This window comes from Streptomyces sp. NPDC052773, assembly GCF_044547145.1.
Lineage (GTDB): Bacteria > Actinomycetota > Actinomycetes > Streptomycetales > Streptomycetaceae > Streptomyces.
The window spans coordinates 1-18,877 of record NZ_JBITZX010000003.1; the positions used below are offsets into that span (position 1 = coordinate 1).

14 protein-coding genes and 1 rRNA gene are annotated in these 18,877 nt (G+C 71.3%); 4 read left to right on the plus strand and 11 right to left on the minus strand.

Going from position 1 to position 18,877, the window contains the following annotated elements; genetic code table 11:
• A 5S ribosomal RNA gene (rrf, locus tag ACIG0D_RS07870) occupies positions 1 to 81 on the plus strand; the annotation flags it as partial.
• A gap of 49 nt (positions 82 to 130) precedes the next feature.
• On the opposite strand, the gene ACIG0D_RS07875 is transcribed toward rrf, so the two are convergent.
• The 4 genes from ACIG0D_RS07875 to ACIG0D_RS07890 are packed head-to-tail and all read right to left on the minus strand — an operon-like array spanning position 131 to position 3,748.
• The gene (locus tag ACIG0D_RS07875) at positions 131 to 805 is read right to left on the minus strand and encodes a response regulator (protein WP_399797119.1); all 675 of its coding nucleotides are present in this window, start codon (positions 803 to 805) and stop codon (positions 131 to 133) included.
• Positions 802 to 2,067 carry a sensor histidine kinase gene (locus ACIG0D_RS07880; protein WP_399797121.1) on the minus strand — a complete coding sequence of 422 codons (1,266 nt, stop codon included), beginning with the start codon at positions 2,065 to 2,067 and terminating at the stop codon, positions 802 to 804. Before ACIG0D_RS07880 ends, ACIG0D_RS07875 begins: the two co-directional genes overlap by 4 nt.
• Entirely contained in the window at positions 2,064 to 2,831 is a 768-nt protein-coding gene (locus ACIG0D_RS07885; RefSeq protein WP_399797122.1) for an ABC transporter permease, read from the minus strand. The genes ACIG0D_RS07880 and ACIG0D_RS07885 overlap by 4 nt, the downstream gene beginning before the upstream one ends.
• The gene (locus ACIG0D_RS07890) at positions 2,828 to 3,748 is read right to left on the minus strand and encodes an ABC transporter ATP-binding protein (protein ID WP_399797123.1); all 921 of its coding nucleotides are present in this window, start codon (positions 3,746 to 3,748) and stop codon (positions 2,828 to 2,830) included. Before ACIG0D_RS07890 ends, ACIG0D_RS07885 begins: the two co-directional genes overlap by 4 nt.
• 94 nt (positions 3,749 to 3,842) lie before the next feature.
• Here ACIG0D_RS07890 and ACIG0D_RS07895 point away from each other — a divergent pair, with 94 nt between their 5' ends.
• Entirely contained in the window at positions 3,843 to 4,418 is a 576-nt protein-coding gene (locus ACIG0D_RS07895; protein WP_399797125.1) for a GNAT family N-acetyltransferase, read from the plus strand.
• Between the two features lie 173 nt (positions 4,419 to 4,591).
• On the opposite strand, the gene ACIG0D_RS07900 is transcribed toward ACIG0D_RS07895, so the two are convergent.
• From ACIG0D_RS07900 to ACIG0D_RS07930, 7 genes are all read right to left on the minus strand, one after another.
• Positions 4,592 to 6,214 carry a type VI secretion protein gene (locus tag ACIG0D_RS07900; protein WP_399797126.1) on the minus strand — a complete coding sequence of 541 codons (1,623 nt, stop codon included), beginning with the start codon at positions 6,212 to 6,214 and terminating at the stop codon, positions 4,592 to 4,594.
• A gap of 2 nt (positions 6,215 to 6,216) precedes the next feature.
• Positions 6,217 to 7,629, minus strand: a complete 1,413-nt coding sequence (locus ACIG0D_RS07905) for an ATP-binding protein (RefSeq protein ID WP_166000150.1) — start codon at positions 7,627 to 7,629, stop codon at positions 6,217 to 6,219.
• 6 nt (positions 7,630 to 7,635) lie between these two features.
• A complete protein-coding gene (locus ACIG0D_RS07910; RefSeq protein ID WP_399797128.1) occupies positions 7,636 to 9,192 on the minus strand; it encodes an SCO6880 family protein in 1,557 nt (518 codons plus the stop codon).
• Positions 9,189 to 10,589: a hypothetical protein gene (locus ACIG0D_RS07915; RefSeq protein WP_399797130.1), complete on the minus strand. Its 1,401-nt coding sequence runs from the start codon at positions 10,587 to 10,589 to the stop codon at positions 9,189 to 9,191. The genes ACIG0D_RS07910 and ACIG0D_RS07915 overlap by 4 nt, the downstream gene beginning before the upstream one ends.
• The gene (locus ACIG0D_RS07920) at positions 10,579 to 11,388 is read right to left on the minus strand and encodes a hypothetical protein (RefSeq protein ID WP_399797132.1); all 810 of its coding nucleotides are present in this window, start codon (positions 11,386 to 11,388) and stop codon (positions 10,579 to 10,581) included. The genes ACIG0D_RS07915 and ACIG0D_RS07920 overlap by 11 nt, the downstream gene beginning before the upstream one ends.
• Positions 11,389 to 11,612: 224 nt before the next feature.
• A complete protein-coding gene (locus tag ACIG0D_RS07925) occupies positions 11,613 to 11,921 on the minus strand; it encodes a hypothetical protein (RefSeq protein WP_004000049.1) in 309 nt (102 codons plus the stop codon).
• Positions 11,922 to 12,227: 306 nt separating this feature from the next.
• On the minus strand, positions 12,228 to 12,842 hold the full coding sequence (locus ACIG0D_RS07930; RefSeq protein WP_399797134.1) for a TetR/AcrR family transcriptional regulator: 615 nt from the start codon (positions 12,840 to 12,842) through the stop codon (positions 12,228 to 12,230).
• An 89-nt stretch (positions 12,843 to 12,931) separates the two neighbouring features.
• On the opposite strand from ACIG0D_RS07930, the gene ACIG0D_RS07935 reads away from it, so the two are divergent.
• On the plus strand, positions 12,932 to 13,924 hold the full coding sequence (locus ACIG0D_RS07935; RefSeq protein ID WP_399797135.1) for an oxidoreductase: 993 nt from the start codon (positions 12,932 to 12,934) through the stop codon (positions 13,922 to 13,924).
• Positions 13,925 to 14,148: 224 nt separating this feature from the next.
• Entirely contained in the window at positions 14,149 to 18,870 is a 4,722-nt protein-coding gene (locus tag ACIG0D_RS07940; RefSeq protein ID WP_399797137.1) for an RHS repeat-associated core domain-containing protein, read from the plus strand.
• Positions 18,871 to 18,877: the final 7 nt, after the last annotated feature.

Consider the following 18,877-nt stretch of genomic DNA (forward strand, 5'->3'; position numbering starts at 1 on the left):
ATTCCGAACCCGGAAGCTAAGCCTTACAGCGCCGATGGTACTGCAGGGGGGACCCTGTGGGAGAGTAGGACGCCGCCGAACAATTATTGAGAAAAGCCCCGTGCCATTAGGCACGGGGCTTTTCTGCGTTTCAAGAGGGTTCCACCAGCCTGGCGTCGTACGCCAGGATCACCGCCTGAATGCGGTCCCGGCAGCCGGTTTTCGCGAGGATCCGGCTCACATGTGTCTTCACCGTGGATTCGGCGAGGTGGAGCCGGGACGCTATCTCGGTGTTCGTCCAGCCTTTGCCGATGACCGTCAGGATTTCGCGTTCCCGGTCGGTGAGGGCGGCCAGGCGGGGGTCCTCCGGGGCCGGGGTGCCGGTCGGCGGCTGTCCCGTGGGGAGGTGGTGGGCGTAGGCGTCGAGGAGGCGGCGGGTCAGGCTCGGGGCCACGACCGCGTCTCCGGTGGCGACCGCGCGGATGCCGGACAGTAGTTCCTCGGGCTGGGCGTCCTTCACCAGGAAACCGGAGGCTCCGGCGCGGAGGCCGGCGTAGGCGTATTCGTCGAGGTCGAACGTGGTGAGGATCAGGACGCGGGTGCGGTCGCCGGTGGCGACGACGCGGCGGGTGGCCTCGATGCCGTCCAGGCCGGGCATGCGGACGTCCATCAGGACGACGTCGGGGTGCAGCTCGGCGGCCATGCGGACCGCCTCCGTACCGTTCGCGGCCTCGCCGAGGACCGTCATGTCGTCCTGGCTCTCCAGCAGCATGCGGAAGCCGAGGCGCTGGAGCGGTTGGTCGTCGGCGATGAGGACGGTCGTCACTGCGGGGCTTCCTCCGGTAGGTGCAGACGGACGCGCCAGCCCCGTTCCGGGTGCGGGCGGGGGCCGGCCTCAAGTGTGCCGCCGTAGAGGGCCGTTCGCTCGCGCATGCCGGGAAGTCCTCGGCCGCCGCCGCTGCCGTTCACGGTGTGGTTGTGGACTTGGCCGGTGTCGGTGATGGTGACCGTGGTGGCGCCCTCGGGGTCGTGGTGCATGACTACTTCCGCGGTGGCGTTCGGGCCCGCGTGTTTGAGGGTGTTGGTGAGGGCTTCCTGGATGACGCGGTAGACGGTGAGCTGGCGGCCCGGGGAGAGGGACGGGGTGCCGTGGAGGGTGGTGCGGACGGGGAGGCCGGCCGCGCGGACGCCGTCGATGAGCCGGTCGAGGTCCGCCAGGGCGGGTTGCGGGGCGAGGTCGGCTTCGGGGTGCTGGTGGTCGTCGCGGAGGACGTCCAGGAGGCGGCGGAGGTCGGTGAGGGCCTGGCGGCTGGTGTCGGCGATGGCGTCCAGGGCCTGGGCGGCTCGTTCAGGGGACTTCGCGGCGGCGTAGCGTCCGCCGTCGGCCAGGCCCGTGATGACGGAGAGGTTGTGGCCGATGATGTCGTGCATCTCGCGGGCGATGCGGGCGCGTTCGGCGGCGGCGGCGAGGCGGGCCTGCTGGTCGCGTTCGATCTCCAGGCGGCGGGCGCGGTCCTCGAGGGCCTCCGTGTAGTCGCGGCGGGTTCGGACGGCGATGCCCGCGAGGACCGCCACGGCGATCGACATCAGTGGGGGAACCATCTCCTGATCCCAGCCGTTTTCCCGGTGACGGACAGTGAGGAGGAGAGTGGGCAGAGTAGCGACCGCGGTGGTCCACCACAGGGTGCGCAGGGGGAGGCGCAGGGCGATGTTGTAGACGACGACCAGCTGGAGCATGGCGGCCTGGAGGACGGTGCCGGTCCAGGCGGTGACCAGGGCGGCGGGGGTCATGGCGAGCAGGACCGCGAGGGGGTGGGTGCGGCGCCAGAGGAGGGGGACGGAGAAGCCAAGGCTCAGGATGACGATGAGCCAGCCGGGGGGCGGGGCGGCGCGGGCGAGGTCGCGCCAGCCGCCGACGGCGTGGTCGAGGAGGGCGATGCTGACGCACAAGCCGGTCAGGTGGAGGTCCCAGGCCAGTGGGTGGCGCCGGTCGAAGGCGCGCACCCGGGTGAGGAGGCGTTGGATGTGCTGGGTCAGGGGCTCGGGAGCCTGCGGCATGGCGTCCATGGTGCGGGGTGCGCGGGTCATACGTCCCTTCGCTTGAGGAAGACGGCCGCCGCGGTGAGGGTGGCCGCCGTCCAGAGGGCGAGGGCGAGCAGGGCGGTGCCGGGGGTGGTCATACCGGGGGCCGGGTCGGCGTGGGTGAGGACTTCGACGGCCTTGCCGGGGAAGTGGCGTACGGCGTCGTCGACGACGTCGTAGGGGAGCATCCTCAGGACCTCCGGGAGGATCATGACGACGCCGATCAGGACGCCGATGCCGGTGGGGACGGAGCGCAGTAGGGAGCCGAGGCCCGCGGCGAGGACGGCGATGAGGGCGAGGCCGGCGGCGTTGCCGACGAGGGCGCGCAGGATGCCCGGGTCGCCGAGGGAGGCCTCCTTGTCGGTGCCGGTGAGGAAGGTCTGGACGAGAGGGAAGGTGAGGAGGTTGGTGGCGAGGACGGTGAGGAAGGAGACCGCGCCGAGGATGGCCGCCTTGGACCACAGGACGGGCAGACGGGTGGGGACGGCCGCCATGGTGGAGCGGGCGAGACCCGTGGAGTGCTCCTCGGCCGTGGAGAGGATGCCGAGGACGCCGACGGTGATCTGGCTGAACTGCATGCCGAGGAGGGTGAGGAGGACGGTGTCCATCTCGGCGGCGTCGCCGGACTCGTAGGCGCTGCCGATGGCGATGCCCGTGCCGATGGTCAGCAGGGGGATCAGGGCGAGGTTGAGCCAGGTGGAGCGGAGCGTCCACAGCTTGTGCCATTCGGCGTGCAGGACGCGGGCCGGGGTGACCGCCAGGGTGGTCATGCGGGGGTTCCTTCCAGGGTGGCGGTGTACTCCACCGCGTCGCGGGTCAGGTCCATGAAGGCCTCCTCGAGGGAGGCGGCACGGGGGGTGAGTTCGAACAGGGGGATGCCGTGGGCGGCGGCCGTGCGGCCGATGTGTTCGGCGTCGGTGCCGTGGACGTGGAGGGTGCCGGGGGTGTCGGTGGTGATGTCGACGCCGGGGGCGGCGAGGTGCCGGGCGAGGGCGGGGGCCTGCGGGGTGACGACCTTGACGGTGCCGGCTCCGGACCGGCGTACGAAGTCGGCGACCGTGGTGTCGGCGAGGAGGCGGCCGCGGCCGATGATGACCAGGTGGTCGGCGGTCAGGGCCATCTCGCTCATCAGATGGGAGGAGACGAGGACCGTGCGGCCCTCCGCGGCGAGGGACTTCAGCAGGGTGCGGATCCACAGGACGCCCTCGGGGTCGAGGCCGTTGACGGGTTCGTCGAGGACGAGCACCTCCGGGTCGCCGAGCAGGGCGGCGGCGATGCCGAGGCGCTGGCCCATGCCGAGGGAGTAGCCCTTGACGCGGCGGTTCGCGACGTCCGTGAGGCCGGTCAGGTCCAGCACGTGGGCGACGCGGCTGCGGGGGATGCCGTGGGTGAGGGCGAGGGCGGTCAGGTGGTGGCGGGCGGTGCGGCCCGGGTGGACGGAGCGGGCCTCCAGGAGGGCGCCGACCTGGGTGAGGGGCGCGGGATGGGCGGCGTAGGGGCGGCCCTTGATGGTGGCGTGGCCGCGGGTGGGGGCGTCCAGGCCGAGCAGCATCCGCATCGTGGTGGACTTGCCGGCGCCGTTGGGGCCGAGGAAGCCGGTGACGGTGCCCGGCCGGACGGTGAAGGAGAGGTCGGAGACGACGGTCTTGTCGCCGTAGCGCTTGGTGAGAGCCTGGGCCGAAATCATGCTTCGATGCTCGTCCGCGCGGGGGCGGCGGGCGTCCGACCGCGGGCAGTATTCCGGGTGAGCGGTGTAGTACCCCGGTACTACGGTGGCCCGCATGGGTTCTGTCGTGGATGCTGACGAGACGTTCGTGGTGCGCGCGGTGCGGGCCGAGGAGTGGCCGGCCGCGAAGGCGCTGCGGCTGGCCGCGCTCAGGGATCCGGTCGCGCACCTGGCCTTTCTGGAGACCTACGAGACGGCGCTGGACCGTCCGGACTCCTTCTGGCGGGAGCGGACCGCCGGGGCGGCCGACGGGTCGGGCCGGGCGCGGCAGATCATCGCCGAGGGGCCGGACGGCGCGTGGGCGGGGACCGTGACCGTGCTGGTCGAGGAGGCCGGGACGACGGACTGGGCGGGGTTCCCGGTCGAGCGGCGGCAGGGCCATGTGGTCGGGGTGTTCGTACGGCCCGAGTACCGCGGGCGCGGGCTGACCGAGCGGATCTTCGGGGCGGCGCTGGCCTGGTGCCGGGAGATCGGGCTGGAGCGGGTGCGGCTGATCGTCCACGCGGACAACGGGCGGGCCCAGGGCTTCTACCGCAAGATCGGTTTCGAGCCGAGCGGGGTGGAGGTGCCGCTGGCGGGGCGGGAGGACGAGCGGGAGCTGGAGTTCGTGCTGGAGTGGCCGGCGGGCTGACTGACGCGGGCACGCGGTCCGCGGAGGCCGCCTGGCACGCGCCCGCGGGCCACGTCACGCGGCGGCGCCACGTCACGCGGCGGCGGCGCTCACCGCAGAGGGGGCCCGCGCGGAGGCTGCCTGACGCGCGGCGCGGTTCCTGAAGAGGGCCTGACGCGTGGGCGGGTCGATGGTCAGACGGGCAGCTCGTCGTGCGGCCAGCGGCTGCGGGCCTGTTCGCGGGAGCGGAGCAGGGCGAGGGTGGGCATGCCCTTGTCGGGGCCGGACGCCAGGAGCTCCGGGAGCTGGGGGAGCGGGGCCACGGCCGCGATGTCGTCCAGGACGAGGGTGATTGGTGGGTCGAGCCGACCGGGGGATGACCTTTCGGCCATGCGCCGGCCGTGCTCGACCACGCTGGAGACGAGGGCCGTCAGGAAGGGCATCGCCCCTGGGTCGGTCCTGGGGTCCTCGATGGATTCACCCACCACATAAAGACTTCCCCCTTCCGCGATAAAGGAATCCAAGGCGAGGGCATCAGTTCGGTTTGGAGTACATGCCTCGCGCACGTGAACCGTGGACAGCGCGGACAGGGCCCGGCCGATCAGCTGCTGCGCCATGTCCCGGCGCTCGGGGTGCGCGGTGAGGGCGGACTCCAGCTCGCCGGCGGAACCGGGCGCGGCCTTGGGGTGGGTGCGCAGGGTGCGGACGGCTTCCTGGATCTGGCTGCCCTGGGACCAGCGGTGGACATGGCGGATCGTACGGCCGTCCAGGGCGGCGGCGTGCAGACAGCAGCGGAGCAGGGTCTCCGCCGTGTCGGTCACCGCCTGGTCGATCCGTGCGGTGGGGCGGACGGGTGCGAGGAGGGCCACGGCGCGCCGGACCGCGGTCTGCTGGGACTCGCAGCCCGCGGTGGGGGACCAGTGCAGCCGGGAGGGGGTGTCGCACAGGTGGTGGGGGTCGTAGAGGAGGACCGGGCCCAGTTTGGCGCGGGCGTCCTTGGTGTCGGACCAGACGGCCGGGTTAGAGGTGACGACGAGGGCGGGGCCTTCGGCGTCGCGTACGGCCTGGGCGGCGGTGGGGTGGCGCAGCTCGCGCGGGGCGAGGATCAGGCGGTTCCGGGCGGGGGCGGCGGGGGCAGGTTCGGTGGGCGTCTGCTCCCGTGGGGCATGGGTGAGCGGGGCGGGCGCCGGTGCCGGGCCGGTGGCGGGGGCGTGGACCGGGGTGGGTTCGGGCTCCCGGCGGGGGGTGGGGACCTCGTACGGGGGCTCGGGCGCCGGAGCGGGGGCGGGAGCCGGACCGGAGACGACGGTCGGCTGCGGCTGCGGCTGTGATTGTGACTGCGGCTGTTGCGTCTGCTGCTGCTCCGGAGCGGGCGCGGGACCCGAGGTGACCGTCGTCCGGGGCTCCGGAGCGGGCGTCGGAGCGTACTCCTGCACCGGCTGGGTCCGGCGGCGTGCCCGGCCCGCGCGCCAGCGGGCCACCGTGCCCATCACGAACACGGTCAGCACGACCAGCACCATCAGCTGGCCGATGAAGAGCCCCCAGAACAGCCCGTACCCCGACAGCTGCCCGGCCGGGGTGCCCGGCCAGGCGCCCGCGATGTCGTGCGGCTGGGCGATCAGGCTGCGCATGGCGAGCGGCGTACGGGTGAAGGTGACGCCGTCCGGCCAGGCGCCGTGGGCGAACAGGGCGGCGAGGCCCGTGGCCGTCCAGACCATCAGGGTCATGCCGAGCAGGAAGGCGAGTATGCCGATCAGCAGGCCGTCGGGGATGCCGCCCTGGGCGCCCTGGTGGTGGGTGCGGTCGTCCGGTCTCATCGTCAGGCCACCGTGGACTCGGAGTCGCCGAGGTGCTGCTCGACGAAGGCCGCGGCCCGCTCCTCGGCTTCCAGTTCGGCGGCGCGCAGGGCGTCGTGGTCGAGGAAGTCGCTGGCGGACTCGGTCATCGCGCGGTCGGTGAAGACGAGGGGGCGTTCGGTCTCGGTGACCAGGTGTTTGACGACCTGGACGTTGCCGTTGACGTCCCAGACGGCGATGCCGGGGGTGAGGGTGGGGATGATCTCCACCGCCCACCTCGGCAGCCCGAGGACCCGGCCGGTCGCCCTGGCCTCGTCGGCTTTCTGGGCGTAGATCGTCCTCGTCGACGCCATCTTCAGGATGGCCGCCGCCTCCTTCGCCGCCGCGCCGTCGACGACGTCGGACAGGTGGTGGACGACCGCGACGAAGGACAGACCGAGCCGCCGGCCGAACTTCAGCAGTCGCTGGAACAGCTGGGCGACGAAGGGGCTGTTGATGATGTGCCAGGCCTCCTCGACCAGGAAGATGCGCTTCTTCCGGTCGGGGCGGATCCAGGTGTGCTCCAGCCACACGCCGACGATCGCCATGAGGATGGGCATGGCGATGGAGTTGCGGTCGATGTGGGACAGGTCGAACACGATCAGCGGTGCGTCGAGGTCGATGCCGACCGTGGTCGGGCCGTCGAACATGCCGCGCAGGTCACCGTCGACGAGCCGGTCGAGGACCAGGGCGACGTCCAGGCCCCACGCCCGTACGTCGTCTATGTCGACGTTCATCGCCTCCGCCGACTCCGGCTCGGGGTGGCGCAGTTGCTCGACGATGTCGGAGAGGACGGGCTGGCGTTCGACGATGGTTTCGTTGACGTAGGCGTGGGCGACCTTCAGCGCGAAGCCGGAGCGCTCGTCGAGGCCGTGGCCCATGGCGACCTCGATGATGGTCCGCAGCAGCGCGAGCTGCCCGGTCGTGGTGATCGCCGGGTCGAGCGGGTTGAGCCGGATGCCGTGGTCGAGTGCGGCCATCGGATCCAGCCGGATGGGCGTTATCCCCAGCTCCTGCGCGATCAGGTTCCACTCGCCGACGCCGTCCTCGCCCTGCGCGTCGAGGACGACGACCTGGCGGTCGCGGAACCGCAGCTGGCGCAGGACGTACGTCTTCTCCAGCGCCGACTTGCCGTTGCCGGACTCGCCGAGGACGAGCCAGTGGGGGGCGGGGAGCTGCTGGCCGTAGAGCTGGAAGGGGTCGTAGATGTACCCCTTCCCGGAGTAGACCTCGCGGCCGATGATGACGCCGGAGTCGCCGAGGCCGGGGGCGGCGGTCGGCAGGTAGACCGCCTGCGCCTGGCCGGTCGAGGTGCGGACCGGCAGGCGGGTCGTCTCGACCTTCCCGAACAGGAAGGACGTGAAGGCGTCGGTGAGGACGGACAGCGGGTCCCGCATCAGGTCCTACCTCCGAATGCCGGTGGCGAAGGGCAGCGTGTTCACAAAGGCGCGGTGGTGCTCGCGGTCACACCATTCCAGCTTCAGATACGACTTTCCGGCTGATGCCCTTATCGTGCGCTTGTCGCGGGCCAGGGCCTCGGGATTACGCGACGAGACGGTGATGTAGCCGACGAGATTCACTCCCGCGGCGCCGCTGGCGAGGTCCTCGCCGCGTTGGTCGAGGCGGTTGTGGGCGGCGATGTCGCGCGGGTCGACGGTGCGGTTCATCTTGGCGGCGCGGGACGCCTCCGCCTCGTCGTTGGTCTTCTCGGTGAGCATGCGCTCGATGGCGACCTCGGTGGGTTCGAGGTCCATCGTGACGGCGACGGTGCGGATGACGTCCGGGGTGTGGACCAGCAGCGGGGCGAGGAAGTTGACGCCGACCGGGGTCATCGGCCACTCCTTCACCCAGGCCGTGGCGTGGCACCAGGGGGCGCGGGTGGCGGACTCGCGGGTCTTCGCCTGGAGGAACGTCGGCTCCATGGCGTCCAGCTCGGCCGGCCAGGCGTTGCGCTTCGTCATCGCCTGGATGTGGTCGATCGGGTGGTCCGGGTCGTACATGGAGTGGATGAGGGAGGCGAGCCGGCTCTGGCCGAGCGGCTGCCGGACCCGGATGTCGGCCTCCTGGAGGCGGGAGCAGATGTCCGTGAGTTCCCTGGCCATGACGACGGCGAGACCGGCGTCCCGGTCGACCTTGCCGCCGTGCGGGCGGGCGGCGCGGGCCATGGCGTGGGCCTCGGCGGCCAGTTCGCGGGTGTAGTGCATACAGGCGACGAGATACGCGCGGTGCTGCTCGCTGCTGGTCGACACCATCGACTGGAGCTGGTCGTACGACTGCTGGAGCCACGCCGGTGCGCGGTCGTCGCCGCGGACCGCGACGTCCTTGGCGTGGGCGTCGGGGTCGGCGGGGAGGGTGCGGGCCAGCATCTGGAGGCGGGTGACGAAGCCGTCGCCGTTGGCGACGTGCTTCAGCAGGGTGCCGAAACGGTCCACCAGGGCTTCCTGGTCCTCCGAGTCGCGCAGGCCGACGCCCGGGCCCTCGATCTCGATGCAGGCGGTGACCGTCTTGCGGTCGGCGTGCAGGAGTACGGCGATCTCGTCGGGCCCGAAGGGGGCGGAGAGCCAGGTGATACGGCCGATGCCGGGCGGCGGCCCGACCTCGACCTCCCGGCCGTCGAGGCGGGTGCCGGCCTCCATGGCGGCGGAGCGGTAGGTGGCGCCGTGGCGGAGGGTGCGCTTGTAGCTGCGGTTGATCTCGAACCACTTGTAGAACGTGCGGTGCTTGTACGGCACGTAGACCGCGGCCAGCGCGAGCAGCGGGAAACCCATGAGGAGCACGATCCGGAGGGACAGGACCGGAACGAGGAGCCCGCACATCATGCCGAGGAACGCGCCCGAGATGATCAGCACGATCTCGCCGGTCTCGCGGTTGCGTCCGACGATCGCGTTCGGCCGGGCGCGGCCGATCAGATATGTACGGCGGGGCGTGACCGGATGGGGCAGATGGGAGTCGGTCGTCAACGCCCTTCACCTCCCGTGCGATGGGTACTGCTGTTGCGGGTGTTGCTGGCGTGAGGCGTGCTCACCGGGCTGGACGAGCGGGGCGGCGGCGCGGCGGAGGGGACAGATCCGCCGCCACCGGTCGAGGTGCGCGTGCTGTGCGCGGCGACGCCGCCGGCGGCGGTGTTGGCCGGGCGGGGAGTGCTGCCGGTGCCGGTGTTGACGGCCTGGCCGCCGTTGTTGTCCGCGCGGGAGCTGTGGGTCTTGATGCCCTGGGCGACGAGGCTGGCGGGGCTGCTGATGACGGCCGCCGCCTTGCTCTCGGCGCCCGCCATGATGCGGTTGTTGCGGGAGCCGGCGATCTCGTCCCCGAAGCCCGGGACGAATCGGTAGATCATCGCGCTGGCGAAGATGGCGAGCAGGATGATCGCGAGGCCGGAGACGACCGCGGAGAAGGCGTCCGGGCCGTCGTCGGCGGAGAGGGCGCCCGCGAGGCCGAGGACGATCACGATGACCGGCTTCACCAGGATGACGGCGATCATGATGCCCGCCCAGCGGCGGACGTGGCCCCACAGGTTCTTGTCGACCAGGCCGGCGTAGACGACGGTGCCGAGGAGGGCGCCGACGTAGAGCAGGGCGGCGCGGATGACGAGTTCCAGCCACAGGACGCCCGCGGCGAGGATGCTGACCAGGGAGACGACGATCAACATGATCGGGCCGCCGCCGATGTCCTCGCCCTTCTCCAGGGCGGCGGAGAAGTTGCCGAAGAACGTGTCGGTCTGGTCGCCGGTGGCCTTCGCGAGGACGTCGGTGATGCCGTCGGTGGCCGAGACGACGGTGTAGAGGATCAGCGGGGTGAACGCGGAGGCCAGGACGGTCAGCCAGAGGAAGCCGATCGCCTCCGAGATGGCGGTGGCGAGGGGGACGCCGCGCACCGCGCGCTTGGCGACCGCGAGCAGCCAGAGCAGGAGCGTGAGGATCGTCGACGCGGCGAAGACCACCGCGTACTGCTGGAGGAACGTCTGGTTCGTGAAGTCGACGTTCGCGGTCTCCTGCACGGCCTCGCTGAGCTTGTCGATCGTCCAGGACGCGGCGTCGGCACAGCCCTTGGCGAGGGAGGAGAGGGGGTCGAGGGTGGAGGTGGGGTCGAGGGTGTCGGTACCACCGGAGCGGGAGCTGCCGCCGCGGCCTTCGCCGCGTTCGCAGTAGTCCTTGGCGGGGCCGTGGATCAGGTCGCAGGGATCGTTGCTCGGGGAAGGAGATGCGGAGGGTGACGCCGAGGACGTCGGAGAGGGCTTCGAGGAGGATGTGGGGGACGGAGTGGGGGCGGCGAGGGCGTGCGTGGCCGCCAGGACCACGGTGGTCTGTACGGCCGCCAGGGCGGCGGTCAGCTTGAGTGCGCGGCGCCTACCGGGCATACGTGAACCCTCCGTACTCCTGGACGGCCTTGGCCATCTCGTCGGCGCTGGAGGCCCTGTCGTCGCCGGGGACGGGCGCGGGGCCTTCCTTCTGGGAGTGCGTCACGATCTTCCAGTCGTCCGCAGTCCACTCGAGCTGCATGGTGATGGTGAACCAGCTGTTGGTGACGGGAGTCTTCGAGTTCTCGCCCGCGAGGCCGAGCAGGCCGCTGCACCAGACCTCGACCGTGGCCGTGTTCGCCGAGGCCTCGGTGACCTTCGTGCCGATCGGGCTGGTGCGCGACACGAACGTGTAGCCCTTGGGCGTCGAGCCGTCCTCGTTCAGGCCGACGTTCTTGTTGAACGCGGGCGAGTAGGCCTTGTCCAGCGTCGCTTCGAAGTCGGCGACCCGGGAAGGCGTGATGATGTTCCGCAGGATGTCGTCACGTTTGGCCTTGTCGAACATCTCGGCGGAGCCGAGCGCGACCGCATAGTTCGCGGCAGCGCTCTGCGCCCCCTGTTCATCCCGGGCGAAGCCCGACTTCACCGGGGTCACGCCGCTCGCGGCCGTCGCCGCGGGGCGGGGCTGGGCGGCGTCCTCCGCGCCGGCGGGGGCGTCGTCGCCGCCCCGGTTCGCGAAGGCGATCGCCGCGATGAGGAGGACGACGACGCCGACGACGGTCACCAGGCTGCGGGAGGAGGTGCGGCCGGGCCGGCGGGCGCCGCCGTAGGGGTCGGGGTCGGGCAGGCGGGTGCGGGTGTGCCCGCTGCCGCCGTAACCGCCGGAGGCACCCGGCTCGTGTTCGTCTCCGAGACTCATGCCGCGTCCGCCCCCTCGACGTCGTAGCGGAAACCCTCGTACCGGAAGAACGCGTGGATGTACGACGGTAGCCGTGCTGGTTCCCGCGCGGGCGCGGTGTGGTGACTCGACATCAGGGAAACGCAACCTCAGCCGGTGGGCACGACGGGCGGGTGGGGTAGAGGGGACCGGGCGTGCCCGGAGCGGACTGGGCGCGCCCGCGGCGGGCGGCGGCGCGCGCCGGGCTACACGGCCATGCCGTACACGATGGTGAAGAGCGTGCCGAGGGATCCGATGATGAAGACGCCCGTGAGGCCGGCGATGATGAGGCCCTTGCCCTGTTCCGCGCTGAAGGTGTCGCGGAGCGCGGTCGCGCCGATGCGCTGCTTCGCGGCGCCCCAGATGGCGATGCCGAGACAGATCAGGATGGCGACCGCCATCACCACCTCGATCATCACCTTGGCCTCGTTGCCCAGGCTGCCGAAGGGGCCCCAGTCCGGAGCGATCCCGCCGATGATGGTGTTGATGTCTCCCTTGTCGGCCGCAAAGAGCATGTAAGTCACCGCCCCTGTTGGGTAGTTCCGCAGTCCCCCTGCGGTGCGCAGAGGTCAGGCCTCATTCTCGCCGACAATGACGCCCAGGTATGTCGACTTGGCGTCATTGCTTGGCGGGTTTCGTACGAATAGCTCGTATGGTCACTCTGTGTATCACGGCAGGTAACGCCGGGCAACGAAGCGGGTGCGGAACCTGTGGTGTGGTTCCGTCGTTGTGTCACTTTTGGTGACTGCGTCGGTTTCTGACGGTACGACGGGTGAACGGTCGCGCCGATGTTCTGCGGGTGGGGGCCGTTCGGGTGAAGGCTATCGGGGACGCAGTCCGTGCAGCAGGTGGTGGACCAGCTCGTCGACGCCGGTCAGGGCCGTCTCGGGCGGCAGGTGGCCGGTGGCGGTGAAGCTGGCGACGCCGTGCAGGGCGGCGCCGGCCAGGAGGGCGATGCGCTCGGGGTCGCCCGGAACGATCTCGCCGCGCTCCTGGGCGTCGGTGATGATCCGGAAGAAGGGTTCCTTCGTGCGGGCGATGGCGCCGGCCAGCTGCTCGGGGATGTCCGGGTCGTGTTTGCGGGTGTACATCAGCTCCAGCAGGGCGGGGTTGTCCACGGTGAAGCCGAGGTAGGCGCGGGCGAGCGCGGTCAGCCGGGGTTCGAGGGGGAGGGCCGGGTCGTCGGTGGCGTCCATCGTGGCCGCCAGGCGCTGGAAGCCGGTGAGGGCGAGCGCGTCGAGCAGGGCCTGCTTGTCCTTGAAGTGGCGGCCCGGGGCGGCGTGGCTGACACCGAGCTCGCGGGCGAGTTCTCGCAGGGAGAGGGCGCCGGCGCCGTTCTGGCGGAGGGTGCGCTCGGCGGTGGAGAGCAGGGCGGCGCGGAGGTCTCCGTGGTGGTAGGGGCGGCTGCCGCTCTCGGGGTGGGGCATGGGGGTCATCGTATCTCGATGTTGACGCTGCCAGCTTTGTTGTCGCCGCCACCATTGTTGTCATTGACAGCATTGTTGGCGCTGCCTACTTTGGGGAGATGGGTATGACGACGAGCAAGCCGGCCCGGCCGGCCAAGTGGAACGTCAGCCGCCTGCCCGACCTCACCGGTCGGACGGCGGTCGTCACCGGCGCGAACAGCGGCATCGGGCGGGTCGCGGCGCGGGAGCTGGCGCGGGCGGGGGCGCACGTCGTCTACGCCGTACGCGACGAGGAGCGCGGCCGGGCCGCGGCGGCGGAGGCGGGTGGCAGGACGGAGGTGCGGCGGCTGGACCTCGCCGATCTGGCCTCCGTACGAGAGTTCGCCGAGCGGTGGGAGGAGCGGCCGGTCGATGTGCTGATCAACAACGCGGGCGTGATGATGCTGCCGCGGCGGCGGACCCGCGACGGCTTCGAGATGCAGTTCGGCACCAACCACCTGGGCCACTTCGCGCTGACCAACCTGCTGCTGCCGTATGTCACCGACCGGGTGGTGACGGTCGCGTCGGCCATGCACCGCGGGGGCTACGGCGTGATCCGCTTCGACGACCTCGATCTGACGTCGGGTTACACGCCGGTGCGGGCGTACGCCCAGTCGAAGCTGGCCAACCTCCTGTTCACCCTGGAGCTCCAGCGCCGGCTGGCGGAGACCGGCTCCCCCGTCCGGGCGCTCGCGGCGCACCCCGGTTACGCGGCGACGAATCTCCAGAGCCATGCCGCCAGTCGGGTGAGCCGGCTGGCCATGGCCCTCGGCAACCGCCTCTTCGCCCAGGACGACGCGGCGGGCGCCCTGCCGACGCTCTACGCCGCGGTGGAGGATATCCCCGGCGGCAGCTACGCGGGCCCCGACGGCCTCGCCGGGATGCGCGGCGCCCCGACCCTGGTGGGCCGCTCGGCGGCGGCGAGCGATCCGGTGGCGGCGCGGCGGCTGTGGGAGGTGTCGGAGGAGCTGACGGGGGTGCGGTTTCCGCTGACGCGGGCGAAGGGCGTGGCGGAGGCTGCGGAGGGCGTGGCCGAGGCCGAGGCGGTCACGGAGGACGGGGCGCCGGCGTGAGAGGCGGGCTGTTGCCGTCCGTCACCTCTGCGGTCAGGTCCGGGGGAGCACCGCCACCGCGCCCGTGATCACCACTCGGCCGTGGTGTCCGGCGTCCGCGCAGGCAACCCCGATTCGCACATGTGACCCCGCATGCAACTATCGTTCGACGTGCTGCGTCACCAGAGGCATCGCTCCTGAGTGACCGGGCGAACTGATGTTTCATCAACGGGGGTTGCGAAGTCGTGGGTTACACGCTTCCGGACTGGCTGGATGAAATCCTCGACTTCATCGGGATCAACTTCCCGAACGTCGACGAGGACGACTACCGCGAAATGGCCGACGCCATGCGGGACTTCGCGGACAAGTTCGAAAAGCACGGCGGCGAGACCTACAAGGCGGCCACGGCCATGCTCTCCTCCTCCGAGGGCTGGGCCGTGGACGCGATCGAGAAGCACTGGGGCGAGGTCAAGTCCGGGCATCTGGACAAGGTGCCTGAGCTGGCGCGGCTGTTCGCGGACGCGTGCGACGTGGTCGCGGACATCATCTTCGGGATGAAGCGGAAGGCCGAGATCGAGCTGGGCGCGATGGCGGCCTCGGTGGGCATCTCGCTCGGGCTCGCCGCGTTCACGGGCGGGCTGTCCGCGCTGCTCGGCGCCGCGGAGATCGCGGCGATGCGGCAGCTGATGAAGAAGATCGTCGACGAGGCCGCCGACCGGGTCGTCGAGGAGCTGATCGCGCGGGTCACGGAGCCGGTCAACGCCAAGCTTCAGGTGATGGTCGAGGACACGGTCCTGGACCTCGCCGAAGGAGCGTTCACGATGCCGCCCGCCGGTCCCGGCGGCGACGGCACCGGAGGCGGCGGGCACGGACGCGGTCACGACGGGATGCGGCTCGCCTCCGCCGGCGGCGGTACCGGGGGTGACGCCCCGGGCGGTGGAGCGGGCAAGAGGACCCGTATCGACCATGTCTCGTTCGAGGACGGCTCCCGCAAGATCTCGCTGCACGGCGGCGACCTGAACCTCAACTCCTCGGCGGGGCTGACCCGCGCGAAGACGGCCTTCGGGCGGACCAAGGGCAAGGACCCGTTCACGCAGGCCTTCGAGTCGATCCTGCACGGCGCGCTCGACGGCACCGAGAAGGCCCTGAAGAAGATCTCCAAGCATGTGACGGAGACCGTGCCCGAGCGGGTGAAGGCCGCCTCCCGGTTCGAGAAGAACAAGGACCTGGACGTCCGGGACCGGCTCAACGCGATCGCGGGCGGCAAGAAGGACGGCGACGCACGCGGCGGTCACGCCCGCCCGGGCGGCGGTGCCGGACGGCGGGTGCCCGACTCGCTGCGCACCGCACTGGACAACGCCCGTCAGAAGGCCATCGCCCTGGTGCAGCGCCGCTGCAAGACCGACCCGGTCGACGTGGCGAGCGGTGAGATGGTGCTCTCCCAGACGGACCTGGTCCTGCCCGGTGTCCTGCCTCTGGTGCTGCGGCGTACCCACATATCCGGTTATCGCTACGGCCACTGTTTCGGGGTGAGCTGGGCCTCCACGCTCGACGAGCGGCTGGAGCTGACGGGCGGCGGCGCGATCTGGGCGCGCGAGGACGGGTCCCTGCTGCAGTACCCGCGGCTGCCGCTCCAGGCGGGCGACGAGGTGCTGCCGATGGAGGGAGAGCGCATCCCCCTCACCTACGTCGGCAAGTCGGCGCTGGGCGACGTCACCTACGCCACGACCGGCGTCCGCTCCGGTCTGACCCGCCGCTTCACCGGCAACCCCTACTCCTCCGGCAGCCTGTACTGGCTGACCGACATCGAGGACCGCAACGGCAACGGCCTCCAGATCGCCCGCGACGACGAGGGCATCCCCGTGACGGTCCTGCACGACGGCGGCTATCGGGTGCGTGTCACCTCGGACCCGGAGCTGGGCCGGGTCACCGCCCTGGAGGTGCGGACACCGGACGGCCCGGTCCGCGTGGCCTCGTTCGGATACGACGACTCCGGCCGCGATCTGGTTGCGGTCTCGGGCTCCCGGGGCGTGCCGCTGCGGTTCACCTACGACGACGCGCACCGCGTGACGTCCTGGACCGACCGCAACGGCCACACCTACGGCTATGTGTACGACGCGGCCGGCCGGGTCGTGCAGACGATCGGTCCCGACGGCGCGCTGTCCTCGCGGTTCACCTACGACCTCGCCGCCCGCGAGACCCGTTTCACCGACTCGACCGGCGCGGTCACCATCACCCGCCTCAACGAGCTGGGCCAGACGATCGGCGAGACCGACCCGCTCGGCAACACGGTCCACTTCGAGTGGGACCGCTACGACAACCTGCTGTCGCGCACCGACGAACTGGGGCACACGGCCCGGTTCACCTACGACGACGCGGGCAACCTGCTGACGGTGCGGTACCCGGACGGGCGGCAGGCGTCGACCGCGTACAACGCGCTGCACCTGCCGGAGACGGTGACGGGCCCGGACGGCACCGTGTGGCGCAACGTCTTCGACGAGCGGGGCAACCGGACCGCGGTCGTCGCACCGGACGGCACCTCGACCACCTTCACCCATGACGCCACGGGCGCCCTGGCGACGGTCACGTTCCCGACCGGCGAGACGGAGACGCGCGTCAACGACGAGGCGGGCCTGGTCCTGTCGGTCACGGACGGGCACGGCGCCACGTACACGGTCCGCCGCGACGCGTTCGGCAGGCCCCGAGAGTCCGTCGACCCCGCCGGCTCCGTGACCCGCCTGGAGTGGACGGCGGACGGCTGGCTCACCCGGCGCACGGCACCCGACGGGTCGGTCGAGCAGTGGACGTACGACGAGGAAGGCAACTGTCTCAGCCACACCGACCCGCTGGGCGGTGTCACGCGTTTCGAGTACACGTGGTTCGACCTGCTCGCCGCCCGCACCGGCAAGGACGGGGCGCGGTACGAGTTCGAGTACGACACCGAGCTGCGCGTCACCGGGGTGCGCAACCCGCAGGGCAGGGCGTGGCGGTACCGCTACGGTCCGTCCGGGCTGACCGAGTCCGAGACCGACTTCGACGGGCGCACCACGCGTTACGAGTACGACGCCGCAGGCCGCCTCGTCGCCCGGACGACTCCCCTCGGGCAGCGCATCGGCTTCACGTTCGACGCGGTGGGCAACGTGCTGGAGAAGGACGCCGACGGTGTGGTGACCCGCTACACCTACGACAGCGGTGACCGGCTCGTCGCCGCCGTCTCCCCCCTCTCCACGCTCACCCTGGAACGCGACGCCATGGGGCGGCTGCTCGCGGAGACGGTCGACGGCCGCAGCATGCGGTTCGGTTACGACCCGCACGGCGAGCTGGTCTCGCGCACGACTCCGACCGACGCCGTCAGCTCGTACGCGTACGACACCGCGGGCCAGCGGGTGCGGGTGGACTGCGGGGGGCACGCGCTCGGCTTCACCCGGGACGAGCTGGGCCGCGAGACGCGGCGCACGCTGGGGCCCGCACACGCGCCGGTGATCCTCGACACGCACTGGGACACGCTCGGCCGCCTTTCGGCACGGTCGCTGACCACGGTCCGCGGCACATTGCGGAATCGCTCCTACCGCTACCGCGCGGACGGTTTCCTGACCGGCGTCACGGACCAGGAGGCCGGGACGGAGTGGCGGTTCGAACTCGACCCGGTGGGCCGCCCGCTCGGCGTCACCGCGGGCGACTGGTCGGAGCGCTACGGCTACGACGCCATCGGCAACCAGACCGACGCCCACTGGCCCGACCGGGCCCGGCACGGCGAGAGCCGCGGCCCGCGGACCTACGACGGCACCCGGCTGCTCGGCTCGGACGGGGTGCGCTACGAGTACGACGCCGCGGGACGGGTCGTCCTGCGGCAGAAGCGGCGGCTGTCCCGCAAGCCCGACACCTGGCGCTACACGTGGGACGCCGAGGACCGCCTCGTCTCCTGCACCACCCCCGACGGCACCGAGTGGCGCTACACCTACGACGCGCTGGGCCGCCGTACCGCCAAGCACCGCATGTCCCCGGACGGCCGGACGGCCGTCTCGGCGGTCCGCTTCGCCTGGGAGGGCACCCAGCTGGCCGAGGAGACCGACACGGCCACGGGGGTGACGCTCACCTGGGAGTACGAGGGCCATCAGCCGATGGCCCAGCTCGAGCGCAGGCTGCCGGCCGATGCCGACCGGCGCGAGGTGGACAGCCGGTTCTTCGCCATCGTCACCGACGTCATCGGCACGCCCACCGAACTCGTCGGCGAAGAGGGCGACATCGCCTGGCACAAGCGCTCCACGGTCTGGGGCATCACGACCCGCAACCGCGACGCCCGCGCCCACACGCCGCTGCGCTTCCCCGGGCAGTACGCGGACCCGGAGACGGGCCTGCACTACAACCTCAACCGGCACTACGACCCCGAGACCGCCCGCTACGTTTCCTCGGACCCGCTGGGGCTCGTTCCCGCCCCCAACCCGGCCGCGTACGTCGTCAACCCCTTCACCTGGATGGACCCCGAGGGGCTGGTCGCGAAGGGGTGCACGCAGAACGGCGGCTGGTACGGCGGACTGCTGCCCGCGAACCGGCAGGCGAACGGGCAGCGCTACCCGCAGCGGATGGAGGTCAACCACATCCCGGCGAAGTCGGCGTACAAGGACGTCATCGAACCCGGCTTCTACTTCGCGAACAAGCCCCACAGGAAGCAGAAGGTCAACAACGGCCCGGCCATCCGTATGGAGCAGGCCGACCACGACCAGCTCTACAGCACCGGCTACTCGTTGCAGTCCCAGGCCTGGCAGCAGTACCAGCGCGAGCTGATCAACTCGGGACGCATCACCGAGGCCATGCGCATGGACATCGACGACATCAAGCGGCGGTTCCCCGATAAGTACGATCAGCACATCGAGGAGATGGTGCGCAGCCTGAAGGACAACAAGCCGCTCCAGGAGATGCTCAAGAAGCGAGGCTGGACCATCGACGAGAACGCCCTGCTCGCGTGACGGTCCG

Bases quoted from the DNA above. Each gene is read 5' to 3' on its own strand.
- ACIG0D_RS07890 (WP_399797123.1), bottom strand. From the start codon at position 3,748: ATGATTTCGGCCCAGGCTCTCACCAAGCGCTACGGCGACAAGACCGTC.
- ACIG0D_RS07885 (WP_399797122.1), bottom strand. From the start codon at position 2,831: ATGACCACCCTGGCGGTCACCCCGGCCCGCGTCCTGCACGCCGAATGG.
- ACIG0D_RS07880 (WP_399797121.1), bottom strand. From the start codon at position 2,067: ATGACCCGCGCACCCCGCACCATGGACGCCATGCCGCAGGCTCCCGAG.
- ACIG0D_RS07905 (WP_166000150.1), bottom strand. From the start codon at position 7,629: ATGCGGGACCCGCTGTCCGTCCTCACCGACGCCTTCACGTCCTTCCTG.
- ACIG0D_RS07900 (WP_399797126.1), bottom strand. From the start codon at position 6,214: ATGAGACCGGACGACCGCACCCACCACCAGGGCGCCCAGGGCGGCATC.
- ACIG0D_RS07935 (WP_399797135.1), top strand. From the start codon at position 12,932: ATGGGTATGACGACGAGCAAGCCGGCCCGGCCGGCCAAGTGGAACGTC.
- ACIG0D_RS07930 (WP_399797134.1), bottom strand. From the start codon at position 12,842: ATGACCCCCATGCCCCACCCCGAGAGCGGCAGCCGCCCCTACCACCAC.
- ACIG0D_RS07915 (WP_399797130.1), bottom strand. From the start codon at position 10,589: ATGCCCGGTAGGCGCCGCGCACTCAAGCTGACCGCCGCCCTGGCGGCC.
- ACIG0D_RS07920 (WP_399797132.1), bottom strand. From the start codon at position 11,388: ATGAGTCTCGGAGACGAACACGAGCCGGGTGCCTCCGGCGGTTACGGC.
- ACIG0D_RS07925 (WP_004000049.1), bottom strand. From the start codon at position 11,921: ATGCTCTTTGCGGCCGACAAGGGAGACATCAACACCATCATCGGCGGG.
- ACIG0D_RS07895 (WP_399797125.1), top strand. From the start codon at position 3,843: ATGGGTTCTGTCGTGGATGCTGACGAGACGTTCGTGGTGCGCGCGGTG.